Source organism: Massilia sp. GCM10023247, assembly GCF_042653325.1.
Classification (GTDB): Bacteria; Pseudomonadota; Gammaproteobacteria; order Burkholderiales; family Burkholderiaceae_D; genus Telluria.
In genome coordinates, this window is the sequence record NZ_JBHSIB010000009.1 from 45,234 (window position 1) to 71,753 (window position 26,520).

General features: G+C 66.9%; 22 protein-coding genes. 11 read left to right on the forward strand and 11 right to left on the reverse strand.

Translation table 11 applies throughout. The features are described from left to right. Positions 1-10: 10 nt before the first annotated feature. The 8 genes from bioD to ACFPAH_RS08165 form a co-directional block, all read right to left on the reverse strand. On the reverse strand, positions 11-811 hold the full coding sequence (bioD, locus tag ACFPAH_RS08130; RefSeq protein ID WP_379743958.1) for a dethiobiotin synthase: 801 nt from the start codon (positions 809-811) through the stop codon (positions 11-13). 26 nt (positions 812-837) lie between these two features. Further along, entirely contained in the window at positions 838-2,022 is a 1,185-nt protein-coding gene (gene bioF / locus ACFPAH_RS08135) for an 8-amino-7-oxononanoate synthase (RefSeq protein ID WP_379743391.1), read from the reverse strand. Between the two features lies 1 nt (position 2,023). Then, on the reverse strand, positions 2,024-3,364 hold the full coding sequence (gene bioA, locus ACFPAH_RS08140; RefSeq protein WP_379743394.1) for an adenosylmethionine--8-amino-7-oxononanoate transaminase: 1,341 nt from the start codon (positions 3,362-3,364) through the stop codon (positions 2,024-2,026). Between the two features lie 16 nt (positions 3,365-3,380). Then, positions 3,381-4,166, reverse strand: coding sequence for an enoyl-CoA hydratase/isomerase family protein (locus tag ACFPAH_RS08145; RefSeq protein ID WP_379743397.1), 786 nt, complete (start codon positions 4,164-4,166; stop codon positions 3,381-3,383). Between the two features lie 11 nt (positions 4,167-4,177). Continuing rightward, on the reverse strand, positions 4,178-5,785 hold the full coding sequence (locus tag ACFPAH_RS08150) for a carboxyl transferase domain-containing protein (RefSeq protein ID WP_379743400.1): 1,608 nt from the start codon (positions 5,783-5,785) through the stop codon (positions 4,178-4,180). Positions 5,786-5,805: 20 nt separating this feature from the next. Continuing rightward, on the reverse strand, positions 5,806-6,252 hold the full coding sequence (locus ACFPAH_RS08155) for a YchJ family protein (RefSeq protein ID WP_379743403.1): 447 nt from the start codon (positions 6,250-6,252) through the stop codon (positions 5,806-5,808). A gap of 80 nt (positions 6,253-6,332) precedes the next feature. Then, complete coding sequence (locus ACFPAH_RS08160) at positions 6,333-8,393, reverse strand: PAS domain S-box protein (protein ID WP_379743406.1); 2,061 nt, start codon at positions 8,391-8,393, stop codon at positions 6,333-6,335. Between the two features lie 114 nt (positions 8,394-8,507). After that, positions 8,508-9,566, reverse strand: a complete 1,059-nt coding sequence (locus ACFPAH_RS08165; protein WP_379743409.1) for an AI-2E family transporter — start codon at positions 9,564-9,566, stop codon at positions 8,508-8,510. A 209-nt stretch (positions 9,567-9,775) separates the two neighbouring features. Here ACFPAH_RS08165 and ACFPAH_RS08170 point away from each other — a divergent pair, with 209 nt between their 5' ends. Both ACFPAH_RS08170 and ACFPAH_RS08175 read left to right on the forward strand, forming a co-directional pair. After that, positions 9,776-10,177 (forward strand): hypothetical protein, encoded by a 402-nt coding sequence (locus tag ACFPAH_RS08170; protein ID WP_379743412.1) that lies wholly within the window; start codon positions 9,776-9,778, stop codon positions 10,175-10,177. Positions 10,178-10,292: 115 nt separating this feature from the next. After that, complete coding sequence (locus tag ACFPAH_RS08175; protein WP_379743415.1) at positions 10,293-12,605, forward strand: TonB-dependent receptor domain-containing protein; 2,313 nt, start codon at positions 10,293-10,295, stop codon at positions 12,603-12,605. Between the two features lie 54 nt (positions 12,606-12,659). Here the strand turns inward: ACFPAH_RS08175 and ACFPAH_RS08180 are convergent, their stop codons facing one another. The 3 genes from ACFPAH_RS08180 to ACFPAH_RS08190 all read right to left on the reverse strand — a co-directional run bounded on the left by ACFPAH_RS08180 (position 12,660) and on the right by ACFPAH_RS08190 (position 16,402). Further along, positions 12,660-13,577: a cupin-like domain-containing protein gene (locus ACFPAH_RS08180; protein WP_379743418.1), complete on the reverse strand. Its 918-nt coding sequence runs from the start codon at positions 13,575-13,577 to the stop codon at positions 12,660-12,662. A 96-nt stretch (positions 13,578-13,673) separates the two neighbouring features. Next, the gene (locus tag ACFPAH_RS08185; protein WP_379743421.1) at positions 13,674-14,945 is read right to left on the reverse strand and encodes a D-amino acid dehydrogenase; all 1,272 of its coding nucleotides are present in this window, start codon (positions 14,943-14,945) and stop codon (positions 13,674-13,676) included. A gap of 113 nt (positions 14,946-15,058) precedes the next feature. After that, positions 15,059-16,402: a serine hydrolase domain-containing protein gene (locus ACFPAH_RS08190; protein ID WP_379743424.1), complete on the reverse strand. Its 1,344-nt coding sequence runs from the start codon at positions 16,400-16,402 to the stop codon at positions 15,059-15,061. A 178-nt stretch (positions 16,403-16,580) separates the two neighbouring features. On the opposite strand from ACFPAH_RS08190, the gene ACFPAH_RS08195 reads away from it, so the two are divergent. The 9 genes from ACFPAH_RS08195 (at position 16,581) to ACFPAH_RS08235 (ending at position 26,377) form a co-directional block, all read left to right on the forward strand. Then, positions 16,581-17,324, forward strand: a complete 744-nt coding sequence (locus tag ACFPAH_RS08195) for a GntR family transcriptional regulator (protein ID WP_379743961.1) — start codon at positions 16,581-16,583, stop codon at positions 17,322-17,324. 114 nt (positions 17,325-17,438) lie between these two features. Then, the gene (gene murQ / locus ACFPAH_RS08200; RefSeq protein WP_379743428.1) at positions 17,439-18,320 is read left to right on the forward strand and encodes an N-acetylmuramic acid 6-phosphate etherase; all 882 of its coding nucleotides are present in this window, start codon (positions 17,439-17,441) and stop codon (positions 18,318-18,320) included. A gap of 99 nt (positions 18,321-18,419) precedes the next feature. Next, complete coding sequence (locus tag ACFPAH_RS08205) at positions 18,420-19,685, forward strand: MFS transporter (protein WP_379743963.1); 1,266 nt, start codon at positions 18,420-18,422, stop codon at positions 19,683-19,685. 100 nt (positions 19,686-19,785) lie between these two features. Then, entirely contained in the window at positions 19,786-20,946 is a 1,161-nt protein-coding gene (locus ACFPAH_RS08210; RefSeq protein WP_379743431.1) for an acyltransferase family protein, read from the forward strand. A 26-nt stretch (positions 20,947-20,972) separates the two neighbouring features. Continuing rightward, complete coding sequence (locus ACFPAH_RS08215) at positions 20,973-22,574, forward strand: glycoside hydrolase family 10 protein (protein ID WP_379743434.1); 1,602 nt, start codon at positions 20,973-20,975, stop codon at positions 22,572-22,574. Positions 22,575-22,659: 85 nt separating this feature from the next. After that, a complete protein-coding gene (locus ACFPAH_RS08220; RefSeq protein ID WP_379743437.1) occupies positions 22,660-23,583 on the forward strand; it encodes an N-acetylglucosamine kinase in 924 nt (307 codons plus the stop codon). Positions 23,584-23,607: 24 nt separating this feature from the next. After that, a complete protein-coding gene (locus tag ACFPAH_RS08225) occupies positions 23,608-24,753 on the forward strand; it encodes an N-acetylmuramoyl-L-alanine amidase (RefSeq protein ID WP_379743440.1) in 1,146 nt (381 codons plus the stop codon). 80 nt (positions 24,754-24,833) lie between these two features. After that, positions 24,834-25,739, forward strand: a complete 906-nt coding sequence (locus ACFPAH_RS08230; RefSeq protein WP_379743443.1) for a LysR family transcriptional regulator — start codon at positions 24,834-24,836, stop codon at positions 25,737-25,739. Between the two features lie 2 nt (positions 25,740-25,741). Next, positions 25,742-26,377 carry a M15 family metallopeptidase gene (locus ACFPAH_RS08235; RefSeq protein WP_379743446.1) on the forward strand — a complete coding sequence of 212 codons (636 nt, stop codon included), beginning with the start codon at positions 25,742-25,744 and terminating at the stop codon, positions 26,375-26,377. Positions 26,378-26,520: the final 143 nt, after the last annotated feature.

Here is a 26,520-nt window from a genome sequence, read left to right on the forward strand (position 1 = left end):
TCCTTGTGCGTTACAGAGCCCGCGCCGACGGCCAGCCCGGCAGTCCCGCGAGATCGATGAATCGGGCCGCGTTGGCGGCAGTAGGGTGTGCGAGGCGCGGCACGACGCCCAGCAGCGGGGCGGGGATGCGGGCGGCCAGCGCCTCGATGTTTTCCTGGAAAAAGCGCATGTCGGGGTCGGCCGTGTTGGCGACCCAGCCGGCCAGCACCAGGCCGCGCTGGATCAGCGCTTCCACGGTGAGCAGCGCATGGCTGATGCAGCCCAGGCGCATGCCGACCACCAGGATCACCGGCAGGTTCAGCTGGGCAGCCAGGTCGGCGCTGTCGAACTGGTCGTTGAACGGCACCCGGAAGCCGCCCACGCCTTCGACCACGACCGCGTCCGACGCCGCCAGGATCTCGGCATAGGCGGCAATGATCGGCACCGCCTCGATGGTCACGCCCTCGAGCGCGGCCGCGATGTGCGGCGCCGCCGGCTCGCGCAGCATGAAGGGGGTCGTGATGTTCGACGGCAGGTGGACGTTGCCGGCGGCTGCCAGCATGTCGGCGTCCTCGTTGTGCAGCTCGCCGTCGACCAGCTCGGCGCCGGCCGCGACCGGCTTCATGCCGCAGGCGCGCAGGCCGCGCTCGACCAGTTTATGGAGGATCGCGCTCGAGACCAGGGTCTTGCCGATCTCGGTGTCGGTGCCGGTCACGAAACAGCAAAAGCGCGACGGGATACCCTCGGCGGCGAGCGCCTCGAGCGGCGCCGGCGCCGGCTCTTCGACCGGCAGCGGGCGGGTCACGGGCGCGGCGACGCCGGTCTCGACCATCGGTTCCGGTGGCTCGTTCAGGTTCTTCATTGCGCTCCCTCCAGTTCGTTCAATGCAGCGGCCAGCCGCGCGACTTCGTCGTGGGTGTGGGCAGCCGACAGCGTCACGCGCAGGCGCGCCGTGTTGGCGGGCACCGTCGGCGGCCGGATCGCCGGCACCCACAGCCCCTTCGCATACAGGCCGGCAGCCACGCGCATGGCTTCGTCGTTGGCGCCGATCAGGATCGGCTGGATCGCCGTCGGCGAAGCAGGGCGCACCCAGCGCTGCAGTTGCAGTTCCACGCCCAGCTGGGTGATCAGCGATTCGAGGTGGGCGCGCAGGGCGTTGCCTTCTTCGCTGGTGATGATGTCCAGGCTGGTGAGCAGCGCGTGGGCCAGCGCCGGCGGCGCCGCCGTCGTGTAGATATAGGGCCGCGCGCGCTGGACCAGCAGTTCGACCACGGCGGCGTGCGCCGCGATGAAGGCGCCGCCGACGCCGGCCGCCTTGCCGAGCGTGCCGATATACACCAGGTTCGGCGAGCGCAGGCCGACATGCTCGAGCGCGCCGCGGCCATGGGCGCCGAGCACGCCGAAGCCGTGGGCATCGTCCACCACCAGCCAGGCGCCGTGCCGTTCGCACAGCGCCAGCAGTCCCGCCAGCGGGGCGAGGTCGCCATCCATACTGAAGACGCTGTCGGTGGCGACGATCCTGGTGGCGGCGTTGCTGGCCGCCAGCTGCGCCTCCAGGGTGGCGAGGTCGCCGTGGGGGTAGATGCTGACGCTTGCCTTGGCCAGGCGCGCGCCGTCGATCAGCGAGGCGTGGTTCAGCTGCTCGGAAAAGATGGTGGCGTCGGCGTCGCAGCCGAGGGCGCTGAGCACGGCAAGATTGGCCATGTAGCCGGTGCTCAGGTAGAGCGCGCGCGCCTCCACGATATGGGGCGCGGCGAACTCGGCCAGGCGTTCTTCCAGGATCGCGTGGGCGCGGCTATGGCCGCTGATCAGGTGCGAGGCGCCGCTGCCGGCGCCATACAATTGCGCGCCTTCGCGCAGCGCTTCCACCACCCGCGGGTGGGCTGCCAGTCCCAGGTAATCGTTGCTGCAAAAAGCGAGCATGGCGCGCCCGTCGACCACCTGCAGCGGCGCGCAGCGGGTGTCGGCCACCCGGCGGCGGCGGATCAGGCTGTGCGCATCGAGCGTGGCGAGTTTGCGGTGGACGTTCTCGATGAGGTCCATGTCAGCTCGCGATCACGGAGTCGAACACCGAGCGCACGCGCGTGCCGAGCAGGTCGATTTCTTCTTCGCCCAGCACGTACGGCGGCATCACGTACACGGTGCGGCCGATCGGGCGCAGCAGCAGTTCGTTTTCGACGGCGGCGGCGAAGAAGCGGCGCGCGAAATTCGAGGCGCGCGCCGCATCGGGCTCGATCGCATCGAACGCGAAGATCATGCCGCGCTGGCGGAAGTGGCGCACGCGCTCGTGCTCGGCCAGCGGGGCCAGCGCAATCGTGAGTTTGGTCGCCAGCTCGCGGTTGCGGGTCAGGACGTCGTCTTCCTCGAAGATCTGCAGGGTCGCCAGCGCCGCGCGGCAGGCCAGCGCATTGCCGGTGTAGGAGTGCGAGTGCAGGAAACCGCGCGTGATGTCTTCGCTGTAGAAGGATTGATAGACTTCGTCGCTGGTGAGCACCAGCGAGAGCGGCAGGTAGCCGCCGCTGATGCCTTTCGACAGGCACAGGAAATCCGGCCAGATCGCGGCCTGCTCGCAGGCGAAGAAGGTGCCGGTACGCCCGCAGCCGACCGCGATCTCGTCGGCGATCAGGTGCACGTGATGGCGGTCGCACAATTCGCGCAGCAGTTTCAGGTAGAGCGGGTCGTACATGGCCATGCCGGTGGCGCACTGCACCAGCGGTTCGACGATCATGGCGGCGATGCGGTCGGCGCGCTCCTCGAACAGTTTTTCGACATCCTGCAAGGCGCGGCGCGCCACGTCCTGGCTCGATTCGCCGTCGACCGCGTTGCGCGCGTCCGGGGATGCCACCACGTGGGCGGCGCGCAGCATCGGGCCGTAGGCGTCCTTGAACAGCGGGACGTCGGTGACGCCGAGCGCGCCGACGGTCTCGCCGTGGTAGCTGCCCTGCAGGCAGACGAATTCCTGCTTGTTCCCATGGCCGGCGTTGCGCCAGGCGTGAAAACTCATCTTCATCGCGATCTCGACCGCCGAAGCGCCGTCGGACGCATAGAAGGCGTGGCCGAGCGCGTGCTTGGTGAGGGCGGCCAGCTGTTCCGAGAGTTCGACCACCGGCTCGTGGGTAAAGCCGGCCAGCATCGCGTGCTCGAGTTTATCGAGCTGGTCCTTTAATGCCGCGTTGATGCGCGGATTGGCATGCCCGAACAGGTTGACCCACCACGAGCTGATGCCGTCGAGGTAGCGCCGGCCTTCGTGGTCGTACAGCCACGGCCCCTTGGCGTGGCTGACCGCGATCAGCGGCACCTCCTCGTGGTGCTGCATCTGCGTGCAGGGGTGCCACACGCTGCGCAGGCTGCGTGCGATCCAGTCGGACGATGTGTGTTGCTTCAAAATGCAGGATTCCTCTTTAATTCAGCCATGCCGGCTTGCGCTTCTCGAGGAAGGACGCGACGCCTTCGCGGCCTTCGCTCGATGCGCGGATGGCCGCGATGCGCCCGGCCGTATCGAGCAGCAGCGCTTCCGTGACCGGTTCGCCGCTCACTTCGCGCACCAGCTTTTTCGCTTCGACGACGGCGTGCGGGCTGTTCGACACCAGCGCCTTGACGATGCCGGCAACGGTGGCGTCGAGCGCATCTGGCGCCACCACTTCGTGCGCAAAACCGATGCGCAGCGCCGTCGCGGCGTCGAAACGCTCGGCCGTCAGGAAGTAGCGGCGCGCAGCCTGCTCGCCCATGGCCTTGATGACATAGGGTGAAATGGTCGCCGGGATCAGCCCCAGCTTCACTTCGGACAGGCAGAAGTTTACTCCAACGGCCGCCACCACGATGTCGCAGGCCGCCACCAGTCCCATGCCACCTGCATAGCAGTCGCCCTGCACCTTGGCCAGCGTCGGCTTCGGACACAGGTAAATCGTGCGCAGCATGTCGGCCAGGCGCGAGGCGTCGGCCAGGTTCTCGTCATGCGAGTAGCCGGCCATTTTCTTCATCCAGTTCAGGTCGGCGCCGGCGCAGAAGGCGGAGCCGTTCGCCGCCAGCACGATCGCGCGCACCAGTTCGTTGCGGCCGAGTTCGTCGAAGGCCAGCGCCAGCTCGGCAATCGCCTCTTCGTTGAAGGCGTTGCGCAGGTCGGGGCGGTTCAGGGTGACGGTGGCGACCTTGTCGGCGATGCCGATGGTGAGGGTGTGATAGTCCATGTTATTTACCCTTACATCCGGAACACGCCGAACTTGGTCTCTTCGATCGGCGCATTCAGCGCGCTCGAGAGGCCCAGCCCCAGCACCATCCGGGTGTCGGCCGGATCGATCACGCCGTCGTCCCACAGGCGCGCGCTGGCGTAATACGGGTGGCCCTGGTGCTCGTACTGTTCCTTGATCGGCTGCTTGAAGGCCGCTTCTTCATCCGGCGACCACTGGCCGCCTTTCGCTTCGATGCCGTCGCGTTTCACGGTGGCCAGCACCGAGGCGGCCTGGTCGCCGCCCATCACGGAAATCCGCGCGTTCGGCCACATCCACAGGAAGCGCGGAGAGAAGGCGCGACCGCACATGCCGTAGTTGCCGGCGCCAAAACTGCCGCCGATGATGACGGTGAATTTCGGTACAGACGCCGTGGCGACCGCGGTCACCATCTTGGCGCCGTTGCGGGCAATGCCCTCGTTTTCGTACTTGCGGCCGACCATGAAGCCGGTGATGTTCTGCAGGAACACCAAGGGGATCTTGCGCTGGCAGCACAGCTCGATGAAGTGGGTGCCTTTCAGGGCCGACTCGGAGAACAGGATGCCGTTATTCGCGATGATCCCGACTTTGACGCCGTAGATGTGGGCGAAGCCGCACACCAGGGTCGTGCCGTAACGCGCCTTGAACTCGTCGAATTCGCTGCCGTCGACCACGCGCGCGATCACTTCGCGCACATCGAAGGGTTTGCGGGTGTCGACGGGGATCACGCCGTACAGCTCTTGCGGCGCGTATTTTGGTTCCACTACCTCACGGGTCGCCCCTTGCACCGGCTTGGTACGATTCAGGTTCGAGACGATGGTGCGGGCCAGCGATAACGCGTGCAGATCGTTCTGGGCCAAGTGGTCGACCACGCCCGACAGGCGGGTGTGGACGTCGCCGCCGCCCAGGTCTTCGGCGGTGACGACTTCGCCGGTCGCCGCTTTCACCAGGGGCGGGCCGCCGAGGAAGATCGTGCCCTGCTCCTTGACGATGATCGACTCGTCGCTCATGGCCGGCACGTAGGCGCCGCCCGCCGTGCAGGAGCCCATCACGACGGCGATCTGCGGGATGCCCTTGGCGGACAAATTCGCCTGGTTATAGAAGATGCGGCCGAAGTGGTCGCGGTCCGGGAACACGTCGTCCTGGTTCGGCAGGTTGGCGCCGCCCGAATCGACCAGGTAAATGCACGGCAAATTGTTTTGCTCGGCGATTTCCTGGGCGCGCAGGTGTTTTTTGACCGTCATCGGGTAATAGGTGCCGCCCTTGACGGTGGCATCGTTGCAGACGATGACGCACTCCTGGCCGGCGACGCGCCCGATGCCGGTGATGATGCCGGCGCTTGGGGCGGCATTCTCGTACATGTCGTAGGCGGCAAGCTGGGAGAATTCCAGGAAGGGCGTGCCCGGGTCGAGCAGCATCTGCACGCGGTCGCGCGGCAGCAATTTGCCGCGTGCGACGTGCTTGGCGCGCGCGGCCTCGCCGCCGCCTTCGGCGATGGCCGCCACCTTGGCGCGCAGGTCGTCGACGATGGATTGCATGGCCGCCGCATTCGCCTTGAAGTCATCACTGCGCGGATTGAGTTTGCTCTCGATGTGGGGCATTGCCGTCCTCTGTTGAATGCTTATTTGGGAAATGTGCCGTCCAGGTAGAACCAGCGCGGCGTGCCGCCCAGGTCCGGATCAGGTTCGCGCAGGAAGCGGCTGGTCTCGTGCAGCCGGTGCGCGCGTCCCTGTACCTTGAAACGGGCGACGAATTCGACCGTATCGCTATCTGGATCATGCGGTGATTCTGCTTTACGTTGACGTAAACGTAAAGCAGATTTTATCTCAAGGCCGAGCCAGCGCAGGTTTTCGTCGGGGTCGATGATCGCGTCCTGCGGCCGGGTGCGCGGATGCCAGGTCGCGCGCAGGTAGGCTTCGTTGCGCTGGGTGTAGGCGGTGTAGCGCGAACGCATCAGGGCTTCGGCCGTCGGCGGCAGCGCTGCGCCGCTAATGAATGGGCCGCAACAGGTGGCGAGCGCGGGGCCGCCGCAGGGGCAGGCGCCGGGAGCAGGGGTGTGGGTAGGCATCCTGCGATTATCCGCGATTTCCCGGCCTGGCGAATTGCCGGGACGGCAAGGCACCGTTCCCGGCCGCCGATGGCGCCGCCTTACACCGTGTTCAATGTCACCGTAAACGTGCTGCCCGTGCCCGGCCCCTCGCTGTGGGCCGTGACCGTGCCGCCGTGCAGGGTCACCATGTTCTTGACCAGCGCCAGGCCGATACCGAGGCCGCCCTGGGAACGGTCCGGCGTGCGTTCGGCCTGGGTGAACAGGTCGAATACCTGGGGCAGCAGGTCGCTGCCGATGCCGATGCCGTTGTCGTGGATGCCGATGGCGACACTCCCCGGGCTGCGCGCGACCGATACCAGGATGCGGCCGCCGCGCGGCGTGTATTTCGCGGCATTGTTGAGCAGGTTGGCCAGCACCTGCACCAGGCGGTTGGGGTCGCCCATCACCTTGTCTCCGCCCGGATCGGGCGCCACCACCAGCGCGTGTTCGCGCGCCTCGATCAGTGGGCGCGCCTGCTCGACGGCGCCGTTGACGATGGCCGTCACCTCCAGCGGCACCGATTCGAGCTGAATCAGCCCGCGCGTGACGCGCGAAATGTCGAGCAGGTCGTCGACCAGCGAGGTCATGTGTTTTACCTGGCGGCTGATCACCTCGCTCGACTTGCGCACCCGTTCTTCGCTGGCGATGCCGATCTTCAGCAGCTCGGCGGCCGACGCGATCGGCGCCAGCGGGTTGCGCAGTTCGTGGGCCAGCATGGCGAGGAACTCGTCCTTGCGCCGGTCCTGTTCCCGCAGCGAACTGTAGAGGCGCGCGTTGTCGAAACCGTTGGCGGCGATCGCCGCCAGCTGCACCAGGATCGCCTCGTCCTGTTCGGTGAAGTCGCCGTCGATCTTGTCCGAGGCCTGGATCAGGCCGATATTCCTGCCGGTACGGTCGGCCAGGGGCACCGCCAGCCAGCCGCGCAGCGGCGGGTGCTGCGCGGCATGCGCACCAAAACCCTTCCAGGCCGGATGGGCCAGCAGCTCCTCCTGGGTCAGGCGCATCGGCCGGTTGCTGTCGCAGACCAGCGTATAAATGCCGCTGCCGTCGGGCGCCAGGTCGAAGCTGCGGTAGCCGGCGTACTTGTCGGACAGCGAGACCGCATTGATCGCTTGCGTGCCGTGCTCGCTGATCGAGGCCACCGCCTGGTGCACCTCGAGGATGGCACGCACTTCCTCGACCAGCGCGGCGGCAATGTCCTTGCTCGACAGGGCGCTGTTGAGGACGCGCGAAGCCTGCGCCACCTTGGCCAGCAGGGCCGAGTGGCGTTTTTCGCGCTCGAGCCGCTGCGACAGCTCGGCTTGCGCCATGACCATGTCGTGGATGTCCTTGTTGGAGCCGATCCATTCGCGCACGGAACCGTCCGCGTCCTCGATCGGCACGCCCTTGACGGCCGTCCAGCGGTAGCTGCCGTCGGCCTGGCGCAGGCGGTAGGCGGTCTCGTACACGCGGCGCTGGGTCGTGCAGTCGAGCCAGACCTGCCTGGCCTGCGCGCGGTCTTCGGGATGCAGGGCGTCGAGCCAGCCGTCCTCCTTCCACTCGTCGTAGGTCTGGCCGGTCACGCTGCGCCAGGAGGGCGAATCCTGGAGCACGCGGCCGTCGGGCGCGGTGCACCACACGGTCTGGGACGTGGCCATCACGAGCGAGCGCAAACGCTGCTCGCGGGTGCGCAAGGCCGATTCCGCCACGACCCGCTCGGTGATGTCCTCGTGCATCAGCATGACTTCGAGGGTGCGGCCCGCGCTGTCCTTGATCGGGTGGGCGCGCGCGGTGACCCAGCGCGCGCGCCCGCTGCCGGCCAGTTCGACGACGTCGTAGTGGATCGCGGGAATTTCGACCGATTCGCCGGCCAGCGCGCGCTGCAGGTAAGGCACGATGCCGTTGGCGATGAGCTGGGCATCGGTCAGCAGGCTGTACTCGGCGCTGAGGATGAAGGCGTGCAGCGCGGAGCCGGCGGGGACCTGCCACAGGGCTTCCCATGCGCGGTTGACGCGCACGGTGCGGCCATTCGGCGCCAGGATCTGGATGCTGGTCGGCGCCTGCTCGAACAATTCGCGAAAGCGTGTCTCGGGACTGGCGTGCTGGTCGGATCCTGGGGGCGGAAGGGTGGCAGGCGGCATGGCGTATGCGAGAAAATGCCCACATGACGGGCTGAGGCGTTTACGTGCGGCATGATGTCACAGTTTCACCCCGGCCGCAGGAAAATCCGCGCTGCGCAGCGGCCGACTTTGCGCCTATTTCGGGTGGAATTCGTCGCTCGACGCGAACAGGTCCCAGGAGGCGATGAACAAGGCCGCGATCAGCGGCCCGATCACGAAACCGTTCAGGCCGAACAGGGCCATGCCGCCGATCGTCGACAGCAGCACCAGGTAGTCCGGCATCTTGGTGTCCTTGCCGACCAGCAGCGGACGCAGCAGGTTGTCGACCAGGCCGATCACGAGCACGCCAAAGGCGATCAAGACCACCCCTTTCCAGATCGCACCGGTCGCCAGGAAATAGATGGCCACGGGCGCCCAGACGATGGCTGCGCCGACGGCCGGCAACAGCGACAGGAAGGCCATCACCACCGCCCACAGCAGCGCCGCCTGGACGCCGAGGAACCAGAAGATCAGGCCGCCGAGGGCGCCCTGGGCCATGGCAACGAGCACGTTGCCCTTGACGGTGGCGCGGATGACGGTGGTGAAATTGCTGAACAGGCGGCGCTTGTAGTGCGGACTCAGCGGGAACGCATCCTTGACGCGGTTCGACAGCGCCTGGCCGTCGCGCAGCAGGAAGAACAGCAAATACAGCATCACCACCAGGCCAACCAGGAAATCGAAGGTCATGCTGCCGACGTGCAGTGCCTGGCGCGCGACGACCTGGCTGGCCTGGGCCGCGCCTTCCTGCAGCTTGACCTGCAGCGAAGCGAAATCGGTCAGGTCGAAGCGCTCGAGCACCGTGAGCACCCATTGCGGCAGCGAGACCATGAAGCGCTGGAAATACTTGCCGACATCGATGCCGCCGGAACTGATCAGGCTATAGACGGCCGAGGCCTGGTCGACCAGCGAAGCGGCGATCAGCGACAGCGGCAGGATTACCATCACCACGATGGACGCCAGCGTGATCAGGGCAGCGAGCGTCGATTTGCCCTTGGTCGCACGCAGCAGCCGGCGGTTCAGGCTCGAGAACAGGATCGCCAGCACGATGCCCCAGAACACCGCCCCGGAATAGGGCAACAGGATCCAGCCGAAGGCCAGGCTGACGACCGCCAGCAGGAAGAGAAAGAACTTTTGTTCGAGCGTGTACTGGTTCATGAAGACCATTAATTTTTAGTCAGATTTTTAGAGCGTCCAAGCAAGCCCTCGGGCGAGCTGTGCAACGCAGCCACGAGGGCCTTGGCGGGCGCTCCGAGTTGCGATTTTGGTAATTGCGCGCCCTAATCATAGTCGATCCGGTAGCTTTGGCCTACGTTGCGACGGCGCGCGAGTGCAACGCCCGAAGCCCAACCACGCGGGAGACCCACATGTTCAGCCTCGACGATTTTGCTCAGCTAAAATTTTTGGAAGGACGCTGGAAAGGCGTGACTGCCGACGGCAAGGAATTTTATGAAGAATATGTCCGCCCCGAACCGACGGTGTTTCACTCGCGCCGTTATCCCGACGACAGCTTCGAGCGGCATACCGAGGGCAGCACCATCCGCTTCGAGGAAGGGGAAGTGGTGTCGCAATGGGGAGAGTTCACGTGGCGCGCTGCCAGCATCGGCCCCGACAGCGCCCGCTTCGCGCCGGAGCGCGCGCCCAGCGAATTCAACTGGCACCGGATCGACGCCGATACGCTCGAGGCCACCCAGCACTGGAGCGCCGACGGCCAACCGCGGCACTACACGATGCGGCTGACCCGGGTACCGGCGCACAGCCCCTCGTAAGGGGCGCCGGCGCCGGGTCGGGGCGGCATTGCAACGCTTTGTATCGAGGTGTTTTCCAGCAGTAGTTACATGCGACAATTGCGTTTGCTCAATTTTTTAAGTGCAACGCCAGTCCATGACCTCGACCCATCGCACCGACCTCCTTTCGTCCCTCCTGCAGCGTCATCGTTCCCTCGTCCTGTGCCCGGTCCTGGCCGGCGCCTTGATCGTTCCCGCCGCCGCCGGCGCACAGCAGGCCGCAGCAGTAGCGCCAGCGCAACAGGCCGCACCAGCGCAAACCGCCGCGCAACCGGCCGCGCAGCCAGCGCCGGCGGCGCCGGATGCCGCTCCTGCACCCGGCGTGGCGACGGTCTCCGTCAGCGGCGCGCGTTCCTCGAACCGGATCGACCGCCAGGTCTACGACGTGAAAAGCGATCCTGCCTCGTCCAACGATTCGGTGGGCGACGCCCTGAACAAGGTGCCCTCGGTGGCCGTCGATGCGGACGGCAACGTGACCCTGCGCGGCAAGAATAATGTCCAGATCCTGATCGACGGCAAGCCATCGGCGATGATGCAGGGCGAGAACCGGGCCGCGGCGATCAATGCCTTGCCGGCCGGCGACCTGGAATCGGTCGAAGTGCTGAATAATCCGGGCGCGCAGTTCGGCAACGAAGGCGGCGGCGGCCCGATCATCAACCTGGTGATGCGGCGCGAGCGCCGCCCCGGCGGTTTCGGCGCGGTCAATGCCAACCTCGGCACCGAAGGCCGCGGCAACGCGAGCAGTTTCGGCAGCTATACGACTGGACGCATGAGCCTGCAGGGCGGCATCTACATGCGGCGCCAGAAAAACGACACCGAGCGTGAGGTCACGCGCGAACGGATCGATGCCAACGGCGGCGTGGCGCCGAGCAGCCAGGTGTCGTCGGGCGAAAACCTCAACGAGTTCGTCGGCATGAACGGCAGCTTCAGCTACAACCTCGGCGACAAGGACGTGCTGGCGCTGACCGCCATGCTCAACGGCGTGTCGAGCGAGGCCGACTCGGTCGAGCGCTACCGCGGCGCGAACGCGGCCGGCGCGGTCGACAACGAATACCTGCGCAACAACGAGCGCGAGGCACGCAACCGCAACTACAGCCTCGGCGCCCGCTTCGACCACAAGGGCAACTTGCCCGGCGAGAACCTGAAATTCGACCTGCGCGTCTCGGGCACGGCCTTCGAGGCCGACTCGCGCGACACGCGGCGCTATACGGTACGGCCAGTCAACGCCAGTGCCGACCAGACCCGCCAGCGCAACGACAACGACACCCGCGTCGTCGATTTCACCGGCGACTACGACCGCCCCGGCGAAAGCGGCATCCTGCGGGTGGGCTACAAGGTGGCGCGCAACAGCAATGCCTTCGACAACGCCTTCTTCGACATCGCCAACGGCACACTGCGTGAAACGGTCAATACCGGGCGCACCAACCGCTTCGAGATCGACGAAACGACGGTCGCGCTGTACGGCACCTACCAGTTGCGCCTGTCCGGCAAGTGGGGCGTGCAGGGCGGCCTGCGCGGCGAGTACACGGACGTCGACATGCACCAGGTCACCTCCAGCATCCGTGTCGGCAATGACTATTTCGACGCCATCCCGAGCGCCTTCCTCAGCTACGACTGGTCGGACGACACCGCCGTGCGCTTGAGCTACGCGCGCCGCATCCGCCGTCCGGGCGCGGGCGACCTGAATCCCTTCGTCATCTACCGCGACGAATTCAACGTCTCGTCGGGCAATCCGAACCTGCGGCCGACCAATTCCGATTCGCTCGAACTCGGCGTCGAAACCAAACTCGGCAAGGTCGACACCAACGTCCGCCTGTATGCGCGGCGCGATACGGACCTGATCTCCGAACGCCGTTACTTCATCGGCGACAACGTGCTGCTGACCACCCGCGACAACGAGGGCAGCAGCCGCTCGGGCGGGCTCGAATTCACCTTCAGCGGCCGCGCTACCGAGAAACTGACCGTCCATGCCAGCGGCAACCTCGGCTATACCGAGCAGACCGTGCTCGGCAGCGCGAACGAGGACAAGCGCGATGCGACCTCGCTCTCCGGACGCGCCCGCATCAGCTACCAGATGAACCCGAGCAACCAGTTCCAGCTGGCCCTCAACGCACAAGGCAAGGTGCTGTTCGGCGAAGGCTACCGCCAGCCGGTGCGCACCGCCGATTTCACTTACCGCCGCAACCTGACCCCGGCACTGAGCATGGTGCTGAACGTGAACGACCTCTTCGATTCGCAAAAGATGGAGTCGATCACCGAGACGGCGCGCCTGCGCGAGTACAGCATCCAGCGTTCCAACGGCCGCATGGTGTCGCTCGGCTTGTCCTATCGCTTCGGCAGCATGGCGGCCGGCCGTCCGGGCGGCCCCGGCATGATGATGCGCGGCGGGCCGGGCGGCCCGGGCCACTGAAGGCCGCAGGGTGGACCGGGCGGCGAACCGCTCCCGGGTCCACCATGCCTTACCTTACAGGCTCAGCGCTTGATCCCCGTGCAGGGCCAGCGGCACCGCCCTGGCCCAGCGGTTCGAAGACAGAGAGAACGTCAAGGCGCGCACCTGGTGGTACCAGCCGGCCGGCACGTACAGCATCTCACCCGGCGCAACGGTGCACTCGACCAGCGCCGCCTGGCGCGCCAGCGGAAAACGGTCGAAATCGGGGGCTTCGGGATCGAAGGGGGAGCCGAACAGGATCGCGTTCGCTTCGCTCGGATACAGGAAGACGTCGTGGTGCGGCGGCGCCAGGAAAATCCGCTTGGTCCCCCAGACCTGGGCAAAGATATTGTCGTCGTAGTCGCAATGCAGGGGCGTCACCGTCCCCGCCGGGCCGATCCAGAAACGCGGCGGCCCCATCTTGTCGAAGTAGGCCGGCCAGTGGCACAGGCGGTTCAATTCGCGCAATTCCAGGTTGCCGAGATAGGGCGGCAGGCCCGCGCTGGCGGCACTCAAGTCCAGGTACTCGCGCATCGTCATGTCCTGCATCGCCCGGTCCGGCGCGAATGCCGTGTTGATGTAGTCGCCCACCCGCGCCCGCACCGGCAGGTGGCCGAAACGTTCTCCCAGCACCTGCGGCGACAAGCCAGCCAGCGGCCATTTATCGACCAGCCCGGTGATCAGGAAGGGCAGTCCTTGTTCGGCGCGTGCCCGGAATGCGGCGGCGTCGAGCAGGCGCACGCGCGGCACCTCATTCATCCTCGGCAGGTCGCGTGCGGCGCGCCGGATCGCTTCCCGCATCTCCTCGATCGAACGCACCCCGCGCACGCGCGCATCCTTCTCTTCGCGGGCGCGCTTGCGGGCGGCTGCTTGTTCCGGCGAGCTGTGAATGGCGGGCCTGGGCGGCAGGCGCGGCGCCTTGCGCGCCGGCGCCGGATTGTCTTCGTTTGACATCGTTGCTCGCCACCGTCGCGGTGGCGCGTCCTTTTTATGCTGACACATCCGCCAGTGTAGCAGCGCAGGGCGCCCCGGCCCGGAGGCGCCGGGCGCTCAGCGCCGCAGCGCCAGCATGTCCAGCGCAAAGGGCGGCGCCTTGCCCTGGATCAGGTCGGTCAGCAGGCGCGCGGTGCCGGCGGCAAAGGTAAAGCCGAGCGGACCGTGGCCGACGTTCAGCCACAGGTTCGGCAGCGGCGTGGCGCCGATGATTGGCGCGCTGTTCGGGGTTGCCGGACGCAGGCCGGCCCAGGCTTCGATCTGCCCGTAGTCGGCCGCGTGCGGCATGGTTTCCTGCACCTGGCGCGTCAGGCTGTTCACGCGTTTCGGATTCAGGCTCAGGTCTTCGCCGACCATGTCGACCATCGCCGCCACGCGCAGCTTGTCGCCGATGCGCGCGTACAGCACTTTTCTCTCGAAGTCGGTGACGCTGATCTCGGGGGCGGTATCGCCGGCGCGGATCGGCGCCGTCAGGCTGTAGCCCTTTAAAGGGTATAGCGGCAGCGCGACGCCCACTTGGGCGGCCAGGTTGCGGCTCTGGATGCCGGCGGCCAGCACGAAGGCGTCGGCGCCGAGCAGGCCCGCGCTCGTTTCCAGTCCCGTGACCTTGCCGCCCGCGGCGACCATGCGCCGCACGTCGGCCTGGACAAAACCCTCAAAACGCGGATGGGCGCGCACGCGCTCGGCCAGCGCGACGCAGAAGGCGTGGCAATCGGCCACCGCCTCGCCGCGGTTATAAATGCCGCCGGCGAGCAGGTGGCGCGCGGCGGCCAGCGCGGGCTCGCGCGCGGCGCATTCGGCGCCGCTCCAGATTTCGCCGGCGGTGGCCTTGCCGGCCGCCTGCTCGAAGATTTTCGAGGAGCGGTAGACCACCAGCTTGCCGGCGTCGCGCCAGGCGAAATCGCCGGGTGCGACGATCGGACCCAGTTCGGCCATGCCGGCGCGCGACAGTTCGCCCAGTTGCAGCAATTTCGCCGTGGTGCGGCGATTCGCCGCGGAGGTGCATTGGCCGAGGAAACTGGCGAGCCAGGTCCACTGGCGCAGGTCGAGTTCGGGTTTGAAGCGCAGCGGGCCGTGTTCCTGGAACAGCCAGCTGATCGCCTTGAGCGGCACGCCGGCATCGGCCAGCGGCGAGACGTAGCGGTAGCTCAGCTGGCCGCCGTTGCCGTAGCTGGCGCCGCTGGCGACATCGGCCGCACGCTCGACCAGGGTGACATGGAAGCCGGCTTCGAGCAGCCACCAGGCCGAGGTCAGCCCGACGACACCGCCGCCGATCACGCTGATGTGCTGCCCCTGTCGTTGCACCTTGTGCTGCATCCCTTGCTGCATGTTTTATTCTTGTTTGCTGACTAAGGAAAACAGCTTAGGGCTGGCAGGCCCGCAGTGCCAATGAAAGTGACAGGCCACGCCATAACCGGCAGTCATGCGCATGTTCGCGGGTGTTACCGTCCCGGGCCACCGATGGCATGTTGAAACATGCTGCTCAAAATCGCTTCCTCGAAACGGGCAAGCGCCGAATACCGCCCCTTGTGGATGGAAGGGTCGCTCGAAGTCCCGCCGACCAGCACGATCATTCCATTCTGCCGTTTGCGGTCAAAGGCGAACACCGAGCGCAAGCCATAGGCGTCGCCCAGGTGGCCGACGGCATCGAAACCGCCTTCGACCAGGCGCAGGCCCGGCTGGTCGGGGAATTGGGCATTGCCCAGGCCCCAGCAGTTGAAGAAGCCGTCCAGGGTGTCGCCGTTGCCGCCCTTGCCGTCGGCGGTCCACTGGCGCGCGAACATGCGCTCGAGGGTGTCGCTTGCCAGGATGCGCCGGCCCGCGTGCACGCCGCCGTTCATCAGCATCAGCATGACCACGCCCATGTCGCGCGCCGAGATGCGCAGGCCGCCGGTCGGGCTGAACGGCGTGGCGTTGTCGCCGATCACGTAACGCTCGATGCCGGCCGGCGCCGCAGGCGGGCGCGTGCGCACGTCGTCGACCTGGGCGATCCACGGCCCGTTCGCATCCCAGAGCTCGGTGTCCGTCGTGCGCTTGCGATACAAGCTTGCCAGGTTGGCCAGGCTCGCCGGCGGCAATTCGGCGACGTGATAGCCGGCGCCGAGCCCGAGCGGCTGCAACAGCAGGCGGCCCATCAGGCGGTCGAAGCGCTCGCCCGTGACCCGCTCCATCAGGGTGCCGATCAGGCCCCAGCCGAGGTTGCAGTACGTAAAATAGTCGCCCGGGCCGGCCTGCGCGGCCCACATCTGGCCGCTGCCATACAGGCGGTTGCCGGGCACGAGGAAGTCGCGCAGGGCGGTGCCGCCCGGGAAGGAATAGCCGGCCTCGTCGCGCAGCGAGGAGGTATGCGTGAGCAGGTGGCGCAGGGTGATCGCGCGTTGCGGGAAGTGCGGGTTGCGCAGCTTGAAGCCGAGGTAGCCGGAGACGTCGGCGTCGAGCGCGAGCTTGCCGCTTTCGACCAGGCGCATCAGGCCGAGCGTGGTCATCAGCTTGGAAATCGAGGCGATCCGGTACAGGGTGTCGCGGTTCGCCGGCAGGTCGGGGGCGGCGCCGTTGCCGATCCAGCGCCGGCCGAACTGGCCCTCGTAGGCGACTTTGCCGGCACGGATCGCCAGCACCGACAGGCTGGCCAGTTCGCAGGCGGGATCGCCGGCAATGGCGGCCAGCGCCGCATCGAGTTGACGGTTGCCGGCCGGCCCGGCACCCGAGCCAGGGGCTGCCGCAAATAAAGGGTCGACCGCGCCCAGCAGGGCCAGTCCGAGCAGCGTGCGCCTGTTTTCGTTCATGCCAGTCCTTTGTGTTGTCCGCTTGATGAGCTTACGGAGGGGCCCGCCGGCTCGCCAATGAAATGCCGTGCGCGGCGCATAAGCATTTGTTATCGAGCCCGGATAATATCGGAACAATTTTGCGGCCGCCCGCGCCATGCTGCCTTACACTGGCGGCGCCAGCACATCCTTCAAGAACATGAGCCATCCGATTACCGACTTCAAGATCGACGAAAACGACAATTCGCCGCTGTACATGCAGCTGGCGCGCAAACTCACCCAGGACGTGCGCGAGGGCCGCTACCAGGCCGACCAGGCGCTGCCGTCCGAGCGCACGCTGTCCGAGCAGCTCGACGTGTCGCGCGTGACGGCGCGCAAGGCGATCGACCAGCTGGTCGAGCAGGGTCTGGTGGTGCGCCGGCGCGGCTCGGGCAACTACATCGCGCCGCGCATCGAGCAGCCCCTGTCGAACCTGTCGAGCTTTTCGGAACAGCTGCAGCAGCGCGGGTACACGCCGAATTCGCGCTGGCTGCGGCGCGAGATCGTGGCCGCCGATGCCGACGAGCAGCTGGCGCTGGGCCTGTCGCCCGGCGCGCGGGTGGCGCGCCTGGAGCGCCTGCGCCTGGCCGACGAGGTCGTGATGGCGTATGAGACCAGCGTGATTCCGGCCTCGGTGCTGCCGCAGCCGCAGGAGGTGGCGAACTCGCTGTACGCCCACCTCGACAGCAGCGGCCAGATGCCGGTGCGCGCCCTGCAGCACATCCGCGCGATGAACGCAGCGGCCGAACTGGCCGCGCGCCTGGGCGTGCCGGAAGGGCAGGCGGTACTATTCATTACCCGCGTCGGCTATCTCGAGTCCGGTGTGGCGGTCGAGCTGACCCACTCGTATTGCCGCAGCGATTATTATGATTTCGTGGCCGAACTGCGCAGAACCCCTACGTGAACGCCCGGCATGCATAACCTTTCGGCATAACGACAGACCTTCCTTTCATGGGAAAGCCTGCAGGATTGGTATTACACTGGTTCTATTGATAATTCCGACTGAAGCGCCGCGACCATGCTCAACACCGAAACTCCAGCCCAGGACCACGCCCTGCTCGACCAGTATCCGACCGCGGAACTGGTGAACGTGCTGGTGGACGACCAGCTCAACGCCGTCAACGCGGTGCGCGCCGCCGCGCCGCGCCTGGCCGCCGCCGTGGCGGCCGCCCTGCCGCGGATCGAGGCCGGTGGACGCCTGGTGTATGTCGGCGCCGGCACCTCGGGCCGTCTGGGCCTGCTCGACAGCGTGGAACTGTACCCGACCTTCTCCTGGCCGCACGGGCGCGCCGTGGCCCTGCTGGCCGGCGGCAGCGACGCCATGTTCGTCGCCGTCGAAGGCGCCGAGGACGACCTCGCGCAGGGCGCGGCCGACCTGCGCGCCATCGACGTGAGCCCGAACGACGTCGTGCTCCTGATCGCCGCTTCCGGCGGCACGCCTTATGTGCTGGGCGCCCTGCGCGCCGCGCGCGCAGCCGGCGCGCTGACGATTGGCTTTGCCAACAACCCGGATGCGCCGGTCGCCAACGAGGCCGAAATCGGCATCACCCTCGACACCGGCGCGGAAGTCATTTCCGGCAGCACCCGCCTGAAAGCGGGCACCTCGCAGAAGATTGCCTTGAACACGTTCTCGAGCGCCTTGATGGTGCGTTTGAACAAGGTTTATGGCAACCTGATGGTAGACTTGAAGGCGACCAACGCCAAGCTGGTACTGCGCGCCATCCGTTTGACCTCGTTCGCCACCGGCGCCGACGAGGCCGCGGCGAGAAGCGTGCTGGAACAGTGCGATTTCCACGTCAAGACCGCGATCGTGGCCTTGTCCAAACAAACCAGTGTCGAGCAGGCCCGGGCCCTGCTCGAACAGGCGCACGGCAGCGTGCGCCAGGCGCTCGCCGAGTAAGCCCCCCAGGCCAGATCGACCGGCGCGGCTTGTGCCGCCGCGCCGCTGGCCAACCCGATGCCGATCACGAAAAGCCTTATGCATACCAAGCAAGCAGTTGTGCAAACCAAGCAAGCGAACAGTCCGTGGCTGTGGGTGCCGTCGCTCTATTTTGCCCAGGCCATCCCCTACGTTGTCGCGATGAGCCTGTCGGTCATCATGTACAAGGACCTCGGGGTGTCGAACTCCGACATCGCCTTCTATACGAGCCTGCTGTACCTGCCCTGGGTGATCAAGCCGCTGTGGTCGCCCGTGGTCGACATGTTCGGCACCAAGCGCGGCTGGACGGTGGCGCTGCAGCTGGCCGTGGCCGCCTCGCTGGTCGCGGTGGGGACGGTGCTGCATTTGCCGGCCTTCTTCTCGGTCAGCCTGGCCGTCATGTGGCTGATGGCCTTCAGTTCGGCCACGCACGACATTTCGGCCGACGGCTTTTATATGCTCGGCCTGCGCCAGAAGGACCAGGCGGCCTTCGTCGGCGTGCGCAGCACGTTTTATCGACTGGCGACGCTGGCCGGGCAGGGGCCGCTGGTGGTGCTGGCCGGTTACCTGGCGGTCTCGCTGGGCGACGCGCACCAGGCCTGGTCGATCGTCTTCTTCGTGCTGGCCGGCGTGTTCGCCGCCGCCTTTGCCTGGCACCAGATGGTGCTGCCGCGACCGGAAAGCGACCGCGCCGTGGCGCCGGGTTCGAACCCGCTGCGCGAATTCTTCGGCACCTTCGGCGCCTTCTTCCGCAAGCGCGACATCTGGCTGATCCTCGGTTTTATCTTGACCTTCCGCCTGGGCGAGGCCCAGTTGCTGAAACTGGTGGCACCCTTCCTCAAGGACCCGGTCAGCGAAGGCGGCCTCGGCTTGACGACGGCGCAGTACGGCGTTGCCTACGGCACCATCGGCATCATCTTCCTGACCCTGGGCGGACTGGCCGGCGGCTTCCTGATTTCTCGTCTCGGCCTCAAGCGCTGCCTGTGGCTGATGGTGTTCGCGGTGCACTTGCCTGACCTGGTGTTCGTCTACCTGTCGCAAGCACAGCCGCAGAGCTTCTACCTGATCTGCGCGTCGCTCGCCGTGGAGCAGTTCGGCTACGGCTTCGGCTTCACGGCCTTGCTGCTGTACATGATCATGGTCTCCGACGGCGAGCACAAGACGGCGCATTACGCGATCTGCACCGGCCTGATGGCGCTCGGCATGATGGTGCCGGGCATGTGGAGCGGCGATTTGCAGGAATACCTGGGTTATAAAAACTTCTTCATCTGGGTCTGTATCGCGACGATCCCGGCCTTCATCATGGCCGCGCTGGTGAAGATCGATCCCGAATTCGGGAAGAAATAGCGGCTTTAACGTGGACGGCTCGTAAGTCAGGCCCCAGCCTGACTTACTCCACGCGTTCAACACACGCCTGCATGCCAGGCCACTGCATACATACACGACATTGGACACTCCCGCCGCCCTGCGCGACACCCCCGCCCGCCTCAATTCGCTCGACGCCTTCCGCGGCTTCACCATTGCCGCCATGGTGCTGGTCAACAATCCCGGCGACTGGTCGAACCTGTATTCGCAACTGGCCCACGCCAAGTGGCACGGCTGGACCTTTACGGACACCATCTTCCCCTTCTTCCTGTTTATCGGCGGCGTCTCGATGGCGCTGTCGCTGGGCCGCCTGGCCGCTGCCGGCGCCAATAAACCACGCCTGCTGACCAAGCTGGCCAAGCGCGCCATGCTGATCTTCCTGATCGGCTTCCTGCTGAACCTGATCCCGCATTTTAATTTCGGTACCGTGCGCATCCCCGGCGTGCTGCAGCGCATTGCCCTGTGCACCCTGCTGGCGGCGCCGATCGTCGTGTATTGCGGCTGGCGCCTGCAGGCGGCCATCATCTTCGGCTTGCTGGCGCTGTACAGCGCCCTGATGCTGTTCTATCCGGTGCCGGGGATCGGCGCCGGCGTGCTCGAGCCCGGCAAGGATTTCGGCGCGTATGTCGACCGCATGGTGCTGGACGGCCACATGTGGGTGCAATCGAAGACCTGGGACCCGGAAGGCCTGGTGTCGACGCTGCCCGCCCTGTGCAGCCAGCTGCTGGGCGTGCTGGCCGGGCGCTTCCTGCTGAGCAGCCTGAGCCGAATGGAACAGACCGTCTGGCTGCTGCTGGCCGGCCTGCTGTTCGTCTGGCTCGGCGTGATCTGCGACGCCGTCCTCATGCCGATCAACAAAAGCCTGTGGACGCCTTCCTATTGTCTCCTGATGACGGGCTGGGCATTGCTGGTATTCTCCGCCTTCTTCTGGCTGCTCGACGTGAACCCCTACCGGGACCTGCGCGAGGCGGCGGCGCGCTGGACGCGTCCGTTCCAGATCTACGGCATGAATGCGCTGTTCATCTTCGCATTCTCGGGCCTGGTGGCGAAGATGTTTGGTTCTATTAAGTTGGCGCAGCCCGATGGCGGCACGGTGTCGCTCGGCCGCACCTTATATGCGCCGATCCGCGACCTGCCGATCGGCGCCGTGAATACCTCGGTGCTGTATGCGCTGCTGTTTAATGCGTGCATGTTCGCGATTGCGTGGGGCATGTGGCGTAAAAAAATATTTGTAAAAGTTTAATCGTGATTAATGAAGAGGGAGCGGTAGTGCAACCTGATTTGAAAAAACGCGCATTCGCGTTGGCCGGCATGCTGGCAATGAGTGGCCTGCTGGCCAGCTGTGCAACCCCGAACAAGGGCGCCGCCACCGCGGCCGGCACCATCGTCGCCGGCGGCAGCCTGCCGCCGGCGGCCCCGCGCGAATTCCGCGCCGCCTGGGTCTCGACGGTCGCCAACATCGACTGGCCGACCAAGCAGAACCTGACGGCCGCCCAGCAGCAGGCCGAGGCGATCGCCATCCTCGACCGCGCCAAAGCCATGAACCTGAACGCGATCGTGCTGCAGGTGCGTCCGTCGGCCGACGCCATCTATCCCTCGAAGATCGAGCCGTGGACCGAATACCTGACCGGCGCCCAGGGCCAGCCGCCGCAGCCCTTCTACGACCCGCTGAAATTCTGGGTCACCGAAGCGCATGCGCGCGGCCTCGAGCTGCACGCCTGGTTCAACCCCTACCGCGCGCGCCACGACAACGCTCGTTCGCCGGCCGCGCCGAACCACATCACCCGTTCCAATCCGTCGGCCGTAAAACGCTATGGCAAGTTCATGTGGATGGACCCGGGCGAGGAATCGGCATCGAAGCAGACCCTCGACGTCGTGCTCGACGTGGTGCGCCGCTATGACATCGACGGCGTCCATATCGACGATTATTTCTATCCTTACCCGATCGAGGCCACCCCGGCCGTGGCCGGCAACGAGGCCGCGCTGGACGGCAAGCCGGCTGCGAAGGCCGAGCTCGACTTCCCGGACACGCCGGCCTGGGAGCGCTACCTCGCCCGTGGCGGCAAGCTCGACCGCGCTTCCTGGCGCCGCCAGAACGTCAACGAGCTGATCGAACGGATGTACACCGGCATCCACCGCGAAAAGAGCTGGGTGCGCTTCGGCATCAGCCCGTTCGGCCTGGGCCGTCCGGACCGCCGCCCGCCCGGCATTGCCGGCTTCTCGCAATACGACAAGCTGTACGCGGACGCCGAGCTGTGGCTGCAAAAGGGCTGGCTCGACTATTTCACGCCGCAGCTGTACTGGCCGCGCGCGCAGACGGCGCAGGCCTTCGATGTGCTGCTCGACTACTGGATCGGCCAGAACACGATGGGCCGCCATATGTGGCCGGGCCTGTTCACCAGCCGCATCGGCGCGCCGAGCAAGGACTACCAGCCGCAGGAAATCGTCGACCAGATCGAGGCCACCCGCGCCCGTCCGCAGGCCGCCGGCCACGTCCACTTCAGCATGGCGGCCCTGATGCAGAACCGCAAGGGCATCAGCGACCAGCTCAGGACAAGCACCTATGCGACGCCCGCCCTGGTGCCGGCCACGCCCTGGCTCGGCAACGTCAAGCCGGGCATCCCGCGCGTGAAAGCCCTGCGCACGGTTAAAGGTGTCGAGCTGAAACTGACCGCCGGCAAGGCGAACGCGCTGTACACGGTCTGGGCGCGCCACGGCCAGGAATGGCGCTTCAAGGTGGTGCCGGCCTCGCAGGTGACGTGGACGCTGGAAGACGACGCCCGCCTCGGCGCGGCCGATGCCGTGTTCGTCGGTGCGGTCGACCGCCTCGGCGTCGAGAGCGACCGCGTGCTGGTATGGGGCAAGGCGTAAATGTGTACGTAGGGTGGACGGCTATGCCGTCCACGCGTTCAATGGGCGGACGATCGTTCGCCCAGCCAGGACATAAGAAAAAGCCATGTTGAATCCACAAGCTGACGCCGGCATCGGCCTCGGCATCGACGCCGGCGGCACCCAGACCCGCTGGGCGCTGGCGGCGCGCGATGGCGCGCTGCTGGCCGAAGGCACGGTCGCCGGCCTGTCTGCCCTGCAGATGGGCAAGCCGGACGGCCGCGCCAGCGTCCACGCCACCTTTGCGGAGCTGGCGCGCGCCGTGCTGGCCGTCGCCCGGCCGGGCCGCGTGCGCGCCGGCCTCACCGGTTTCGGCGGAGAGGGCGGTCAACTCCAGCGCTGGCTGGCGGACCTGCTCGGCATCGCGCCGGAGGCGGTGGCGATGTGCAACGACATCGACATCGCCTACCGCGCCAGCTTCGCGCCAGGCGAAGGCTACCTGGTCTATGCTGGTACCGGATCGATCGGCGCGTTTATCGACGCCGACGGGCAATTCCACCGCGCCGGCGGGCGCGGCGTCGTGCTCGACGACGGCGGCGGCGGCTTCTGGATCGCCCGCGAAGCCCTGCGCCACATCTGGCGCAACGAAGACGAGCAGCCCGGCTGCTGGGAAGATTCGCCGATGGCGCGCGCCGTCTTCGAGCACGTCGGCGGATCGGACTGGGCTTATTCTCGCCAGTTCATCTACGGCCAGGAGCGCGGCGAGGTCGGCAAGCTGGCGCTGGCCGTGGCCGCGACGGGCGAACAAGACCCGGCGGCGGCCGCGATCCTGCAGGAAGCGGGCCGCGAACTGGCGCGACTGGCGCAGGCGCTGATCCGGCGCTTCGGGCCGCGTCCGGTGGTGCTGTCGGGCCGCGCCGCCGAGTTGCACCCGTCGATCGCCGCCGCCATGCGCGCCGCCCTGGCGCCCGGGACCCGGGTGACGCAGACCGCAACGCGCGCCCACCACGCCGCCGCGCGCCTGGCAGCGCGCGATTGTGCTTCGAACTGAATTTTTATGATTGATGGACGCTTGATGAAAAAAATTGCAGCTACCCTCCTGACCGCCCTGCTGGCCGGTTGCGCTACCGGACCGTTGGACAACATCGACAAGACGTATAACGCCGTCGGCCAGTCCAGCCGCGTGCGCTTCCTGGTGCTGCACTACACCGTGGCCGACAAGCCGACCTCGATCAAGATCCTGACCCAGCAGCAGGTCAGCTCCCATTACCTGGTGACCGACGATCCGCAACCCGTCATCTACGGCCTGGTCGACGAAAACCGCACCGCCTACCACGCCGGCAACTCGAGCTGGAAGGGGTATACCCAGCTCAACAACAGCTCGATCGGCATCGAGATCGTGAACGCGGGGTGGAAGGACACCCCGGCCGGGCGCGTCTACCCGTCCTTCCCGCAGTCGCAGATCAATGCCCTGATCCCGCTGATCAAGGGCATCGTCGAGCGCCACAAGATCGCGCCCGAAAACGTGCTCGGCCACAGCGACATCGCCCCGCTGCGCAAGCAGGACCCGGGCCCGGCCTTCCCCTGGTACCAGCTGGCGCAGGCCGGCCTGGTGGTGTGGCCGGACCCGAACCGCGTGGCCGCGGTGCGCCAGGTGTTCAATATCCAGGCGCCGGATGCCTTCTGGTTCCAGAAGAAACTGGCGAGCCATGGTTTTGCATTGGCGCAGACCGGCGTCTTCGACCAGCCGACCCGTACCGTCATTTCCGCCTTCCAGATGAAATACCGGCCATCGAACATTGCCGGCGAACCGGACGCGGAAACCGCGTCCCTGCTGGAAGTGCTGACCACGCCGGCCAACGCGCCGCTGCCGGCCGTGCCGGCGGCGCCGGTCCCGATCTACCGTCCGGTCCAGCCGGAATCGGCAGTGCCGGTCGACCCGAACCTCCAGCCGGCCGTGCCGCCGGTGCCGGCAACCCCGGCCGCGCCAGCGCTGCCGGCGACGCCATCCGTGCCACCCGTGCCCGCAACCCCGGCCGTGCCGCCGCTGCCGGCGATGCCAGCCGTGCCACCGGTGCCGGCGACGCCAGCCGTGCCACCGGTGCCGGCGACGCCGGACGTGCCGCCGCTGCCGGCAACCCCGGCAGCCCCGCAGGCACCCGCGGTACCCCAGGCCGCGCCGCCGGCGCCACCGGTACCGGTTGCAGCGAGCCCACAATGACAATCGCCGCCACTTCCTTTTCCCTGTATCCTTCGGCCCATCCGCGCCTTGCGCGGGTGTCTCGTTGAAGGATTGAAGCAATGCGCCTGCGCCACATCGAAGTTTTTCACGCAATCATGCAGGTCGGCACCATCAGCGGTGCCGCCCAGGTTCTCCACATCTCGCAGCCGGCGGTGACGAAAGTGCTGCAGCACGCCGAGCTGCAGCTGGGCATGCCGCTGTTCGAGCGCGTGCGCGGCAAGCTGTATCCGAAACCGGAAGCGCACCGCCTGTTCGCCGAGACCGAAAAGCTCAACCGCGATTTGCAGGGGATCCGCCGCCTCGCCGCCAGCCTGAAAGGGCGCGCGGTCGAGACCGTGCGCCTGGTGTCGACGCCGACCCTGGCGATCAGCGTGCTGCCGCAGGCGATGACGGCTTGGCGCCACGATTTTGCGCAGACGCGCTGTGAACTGGCCACCTACCACACCACCGAAATCGTCAACGCCCTGCGCCTGGGCGAGGCCGACCTTGCCCTGTCGCTGCAGGACCCGCGCCATCCGGGCATCGTCGCCGAGCCGATCGCCCAGGGCATGCTGACCGTGATGGCGCCCCATGGCACCTGGAGCGAGGCCGAGTGCGCGCAGCCGATCGGCCCCGAAGGCCTCACGGGCGAACTGATCGGCCTGGCCGACAACGACCCGCTGGGCGAGCTGGTGCTCGCTTCCTGCGAAGCGGAGGGCGTCACGCCCGTGTTCCACACCGTGGTGCAAACCTACCAGATCGCGCGCTCGCTGGTGGAGGCGGGCGCCGGCACGGCCCTGCTCGACCCGTTCACGGCCGCCTCGGCCACGGCCGGCAAGGTCCAGCGCCGCCAGTGGGAGCCGGCCATTCCGGTGCAGCTGTTCCTGCTGACGGCCAGCCACGCGCCGCTGTCGCACGGGGCCCGCGAACTGGCCAATTGCATCGGCGCGACCGCCCGCGCCCTTCTCGAAAAAGGATGTCAGTAAGTATGGACGTAAGCAGCCAGGCCACGCCCTTCCCGAGCGTGGCCAGCGAAGAGATTGCCGCCAGCCCGGAGTTTCGCCACCTGTCCTCGATCGCCGGCATCCAGGTCGACCTGCGTTATGCCGGCCCCAACAATTTTGTCGGGCGCGACCTGTATTCGCCCTTCGACTGCGCCTGGCTGCACCGCGATGCGGCGGCCGCGCTGGAAACGGCGGTGGCCTGGCTGGCCGCGCGCGCGCCCGGCCACACGATCCTCGTGCTCGACGCCCTGCGCCCGCAGCGCGTGCAGCAGCAGCTCTGGGATGCGCTGGACGGCACCGGCCTGCAGATGTATCTCGCCAATCCGGCGCGCGGCTCGATCCACTCCTACGGCATGGCGCTCGATCTCACCATCCTCGACCCGCAGGGTGCCGAGCTCGACATGGGCACCGGTTTCGACGACATGACCGATTTGTCGCACCCGGCGCTGGAAGAGGGTTTCCTGGCCGCCGGCCGGCTGCACGAGGGGCAGGTGGCGAACCGCCGCCTGCTGCGCGAGGCCATGTTCGGCGCCGGTTTTGTCGGCATCAATACCGAATGGTGGCATTTCGACTGCGGCGACCGCGAACGGGTGCGCGCCACCTTCCGGCGCGTGTTGTAACAAGCGCCGCAGTTCGCCGTTTGAGGCCTGCGCCGCGGCCGACCTTTTCCGCTGCGGCGCGCACACTTGAGTTTTCTCAGCCTTCGTGCATTCTCCGACCGGGACAATCTCTCAATACCGACGAGAGGTTGATGCCCGGGCTT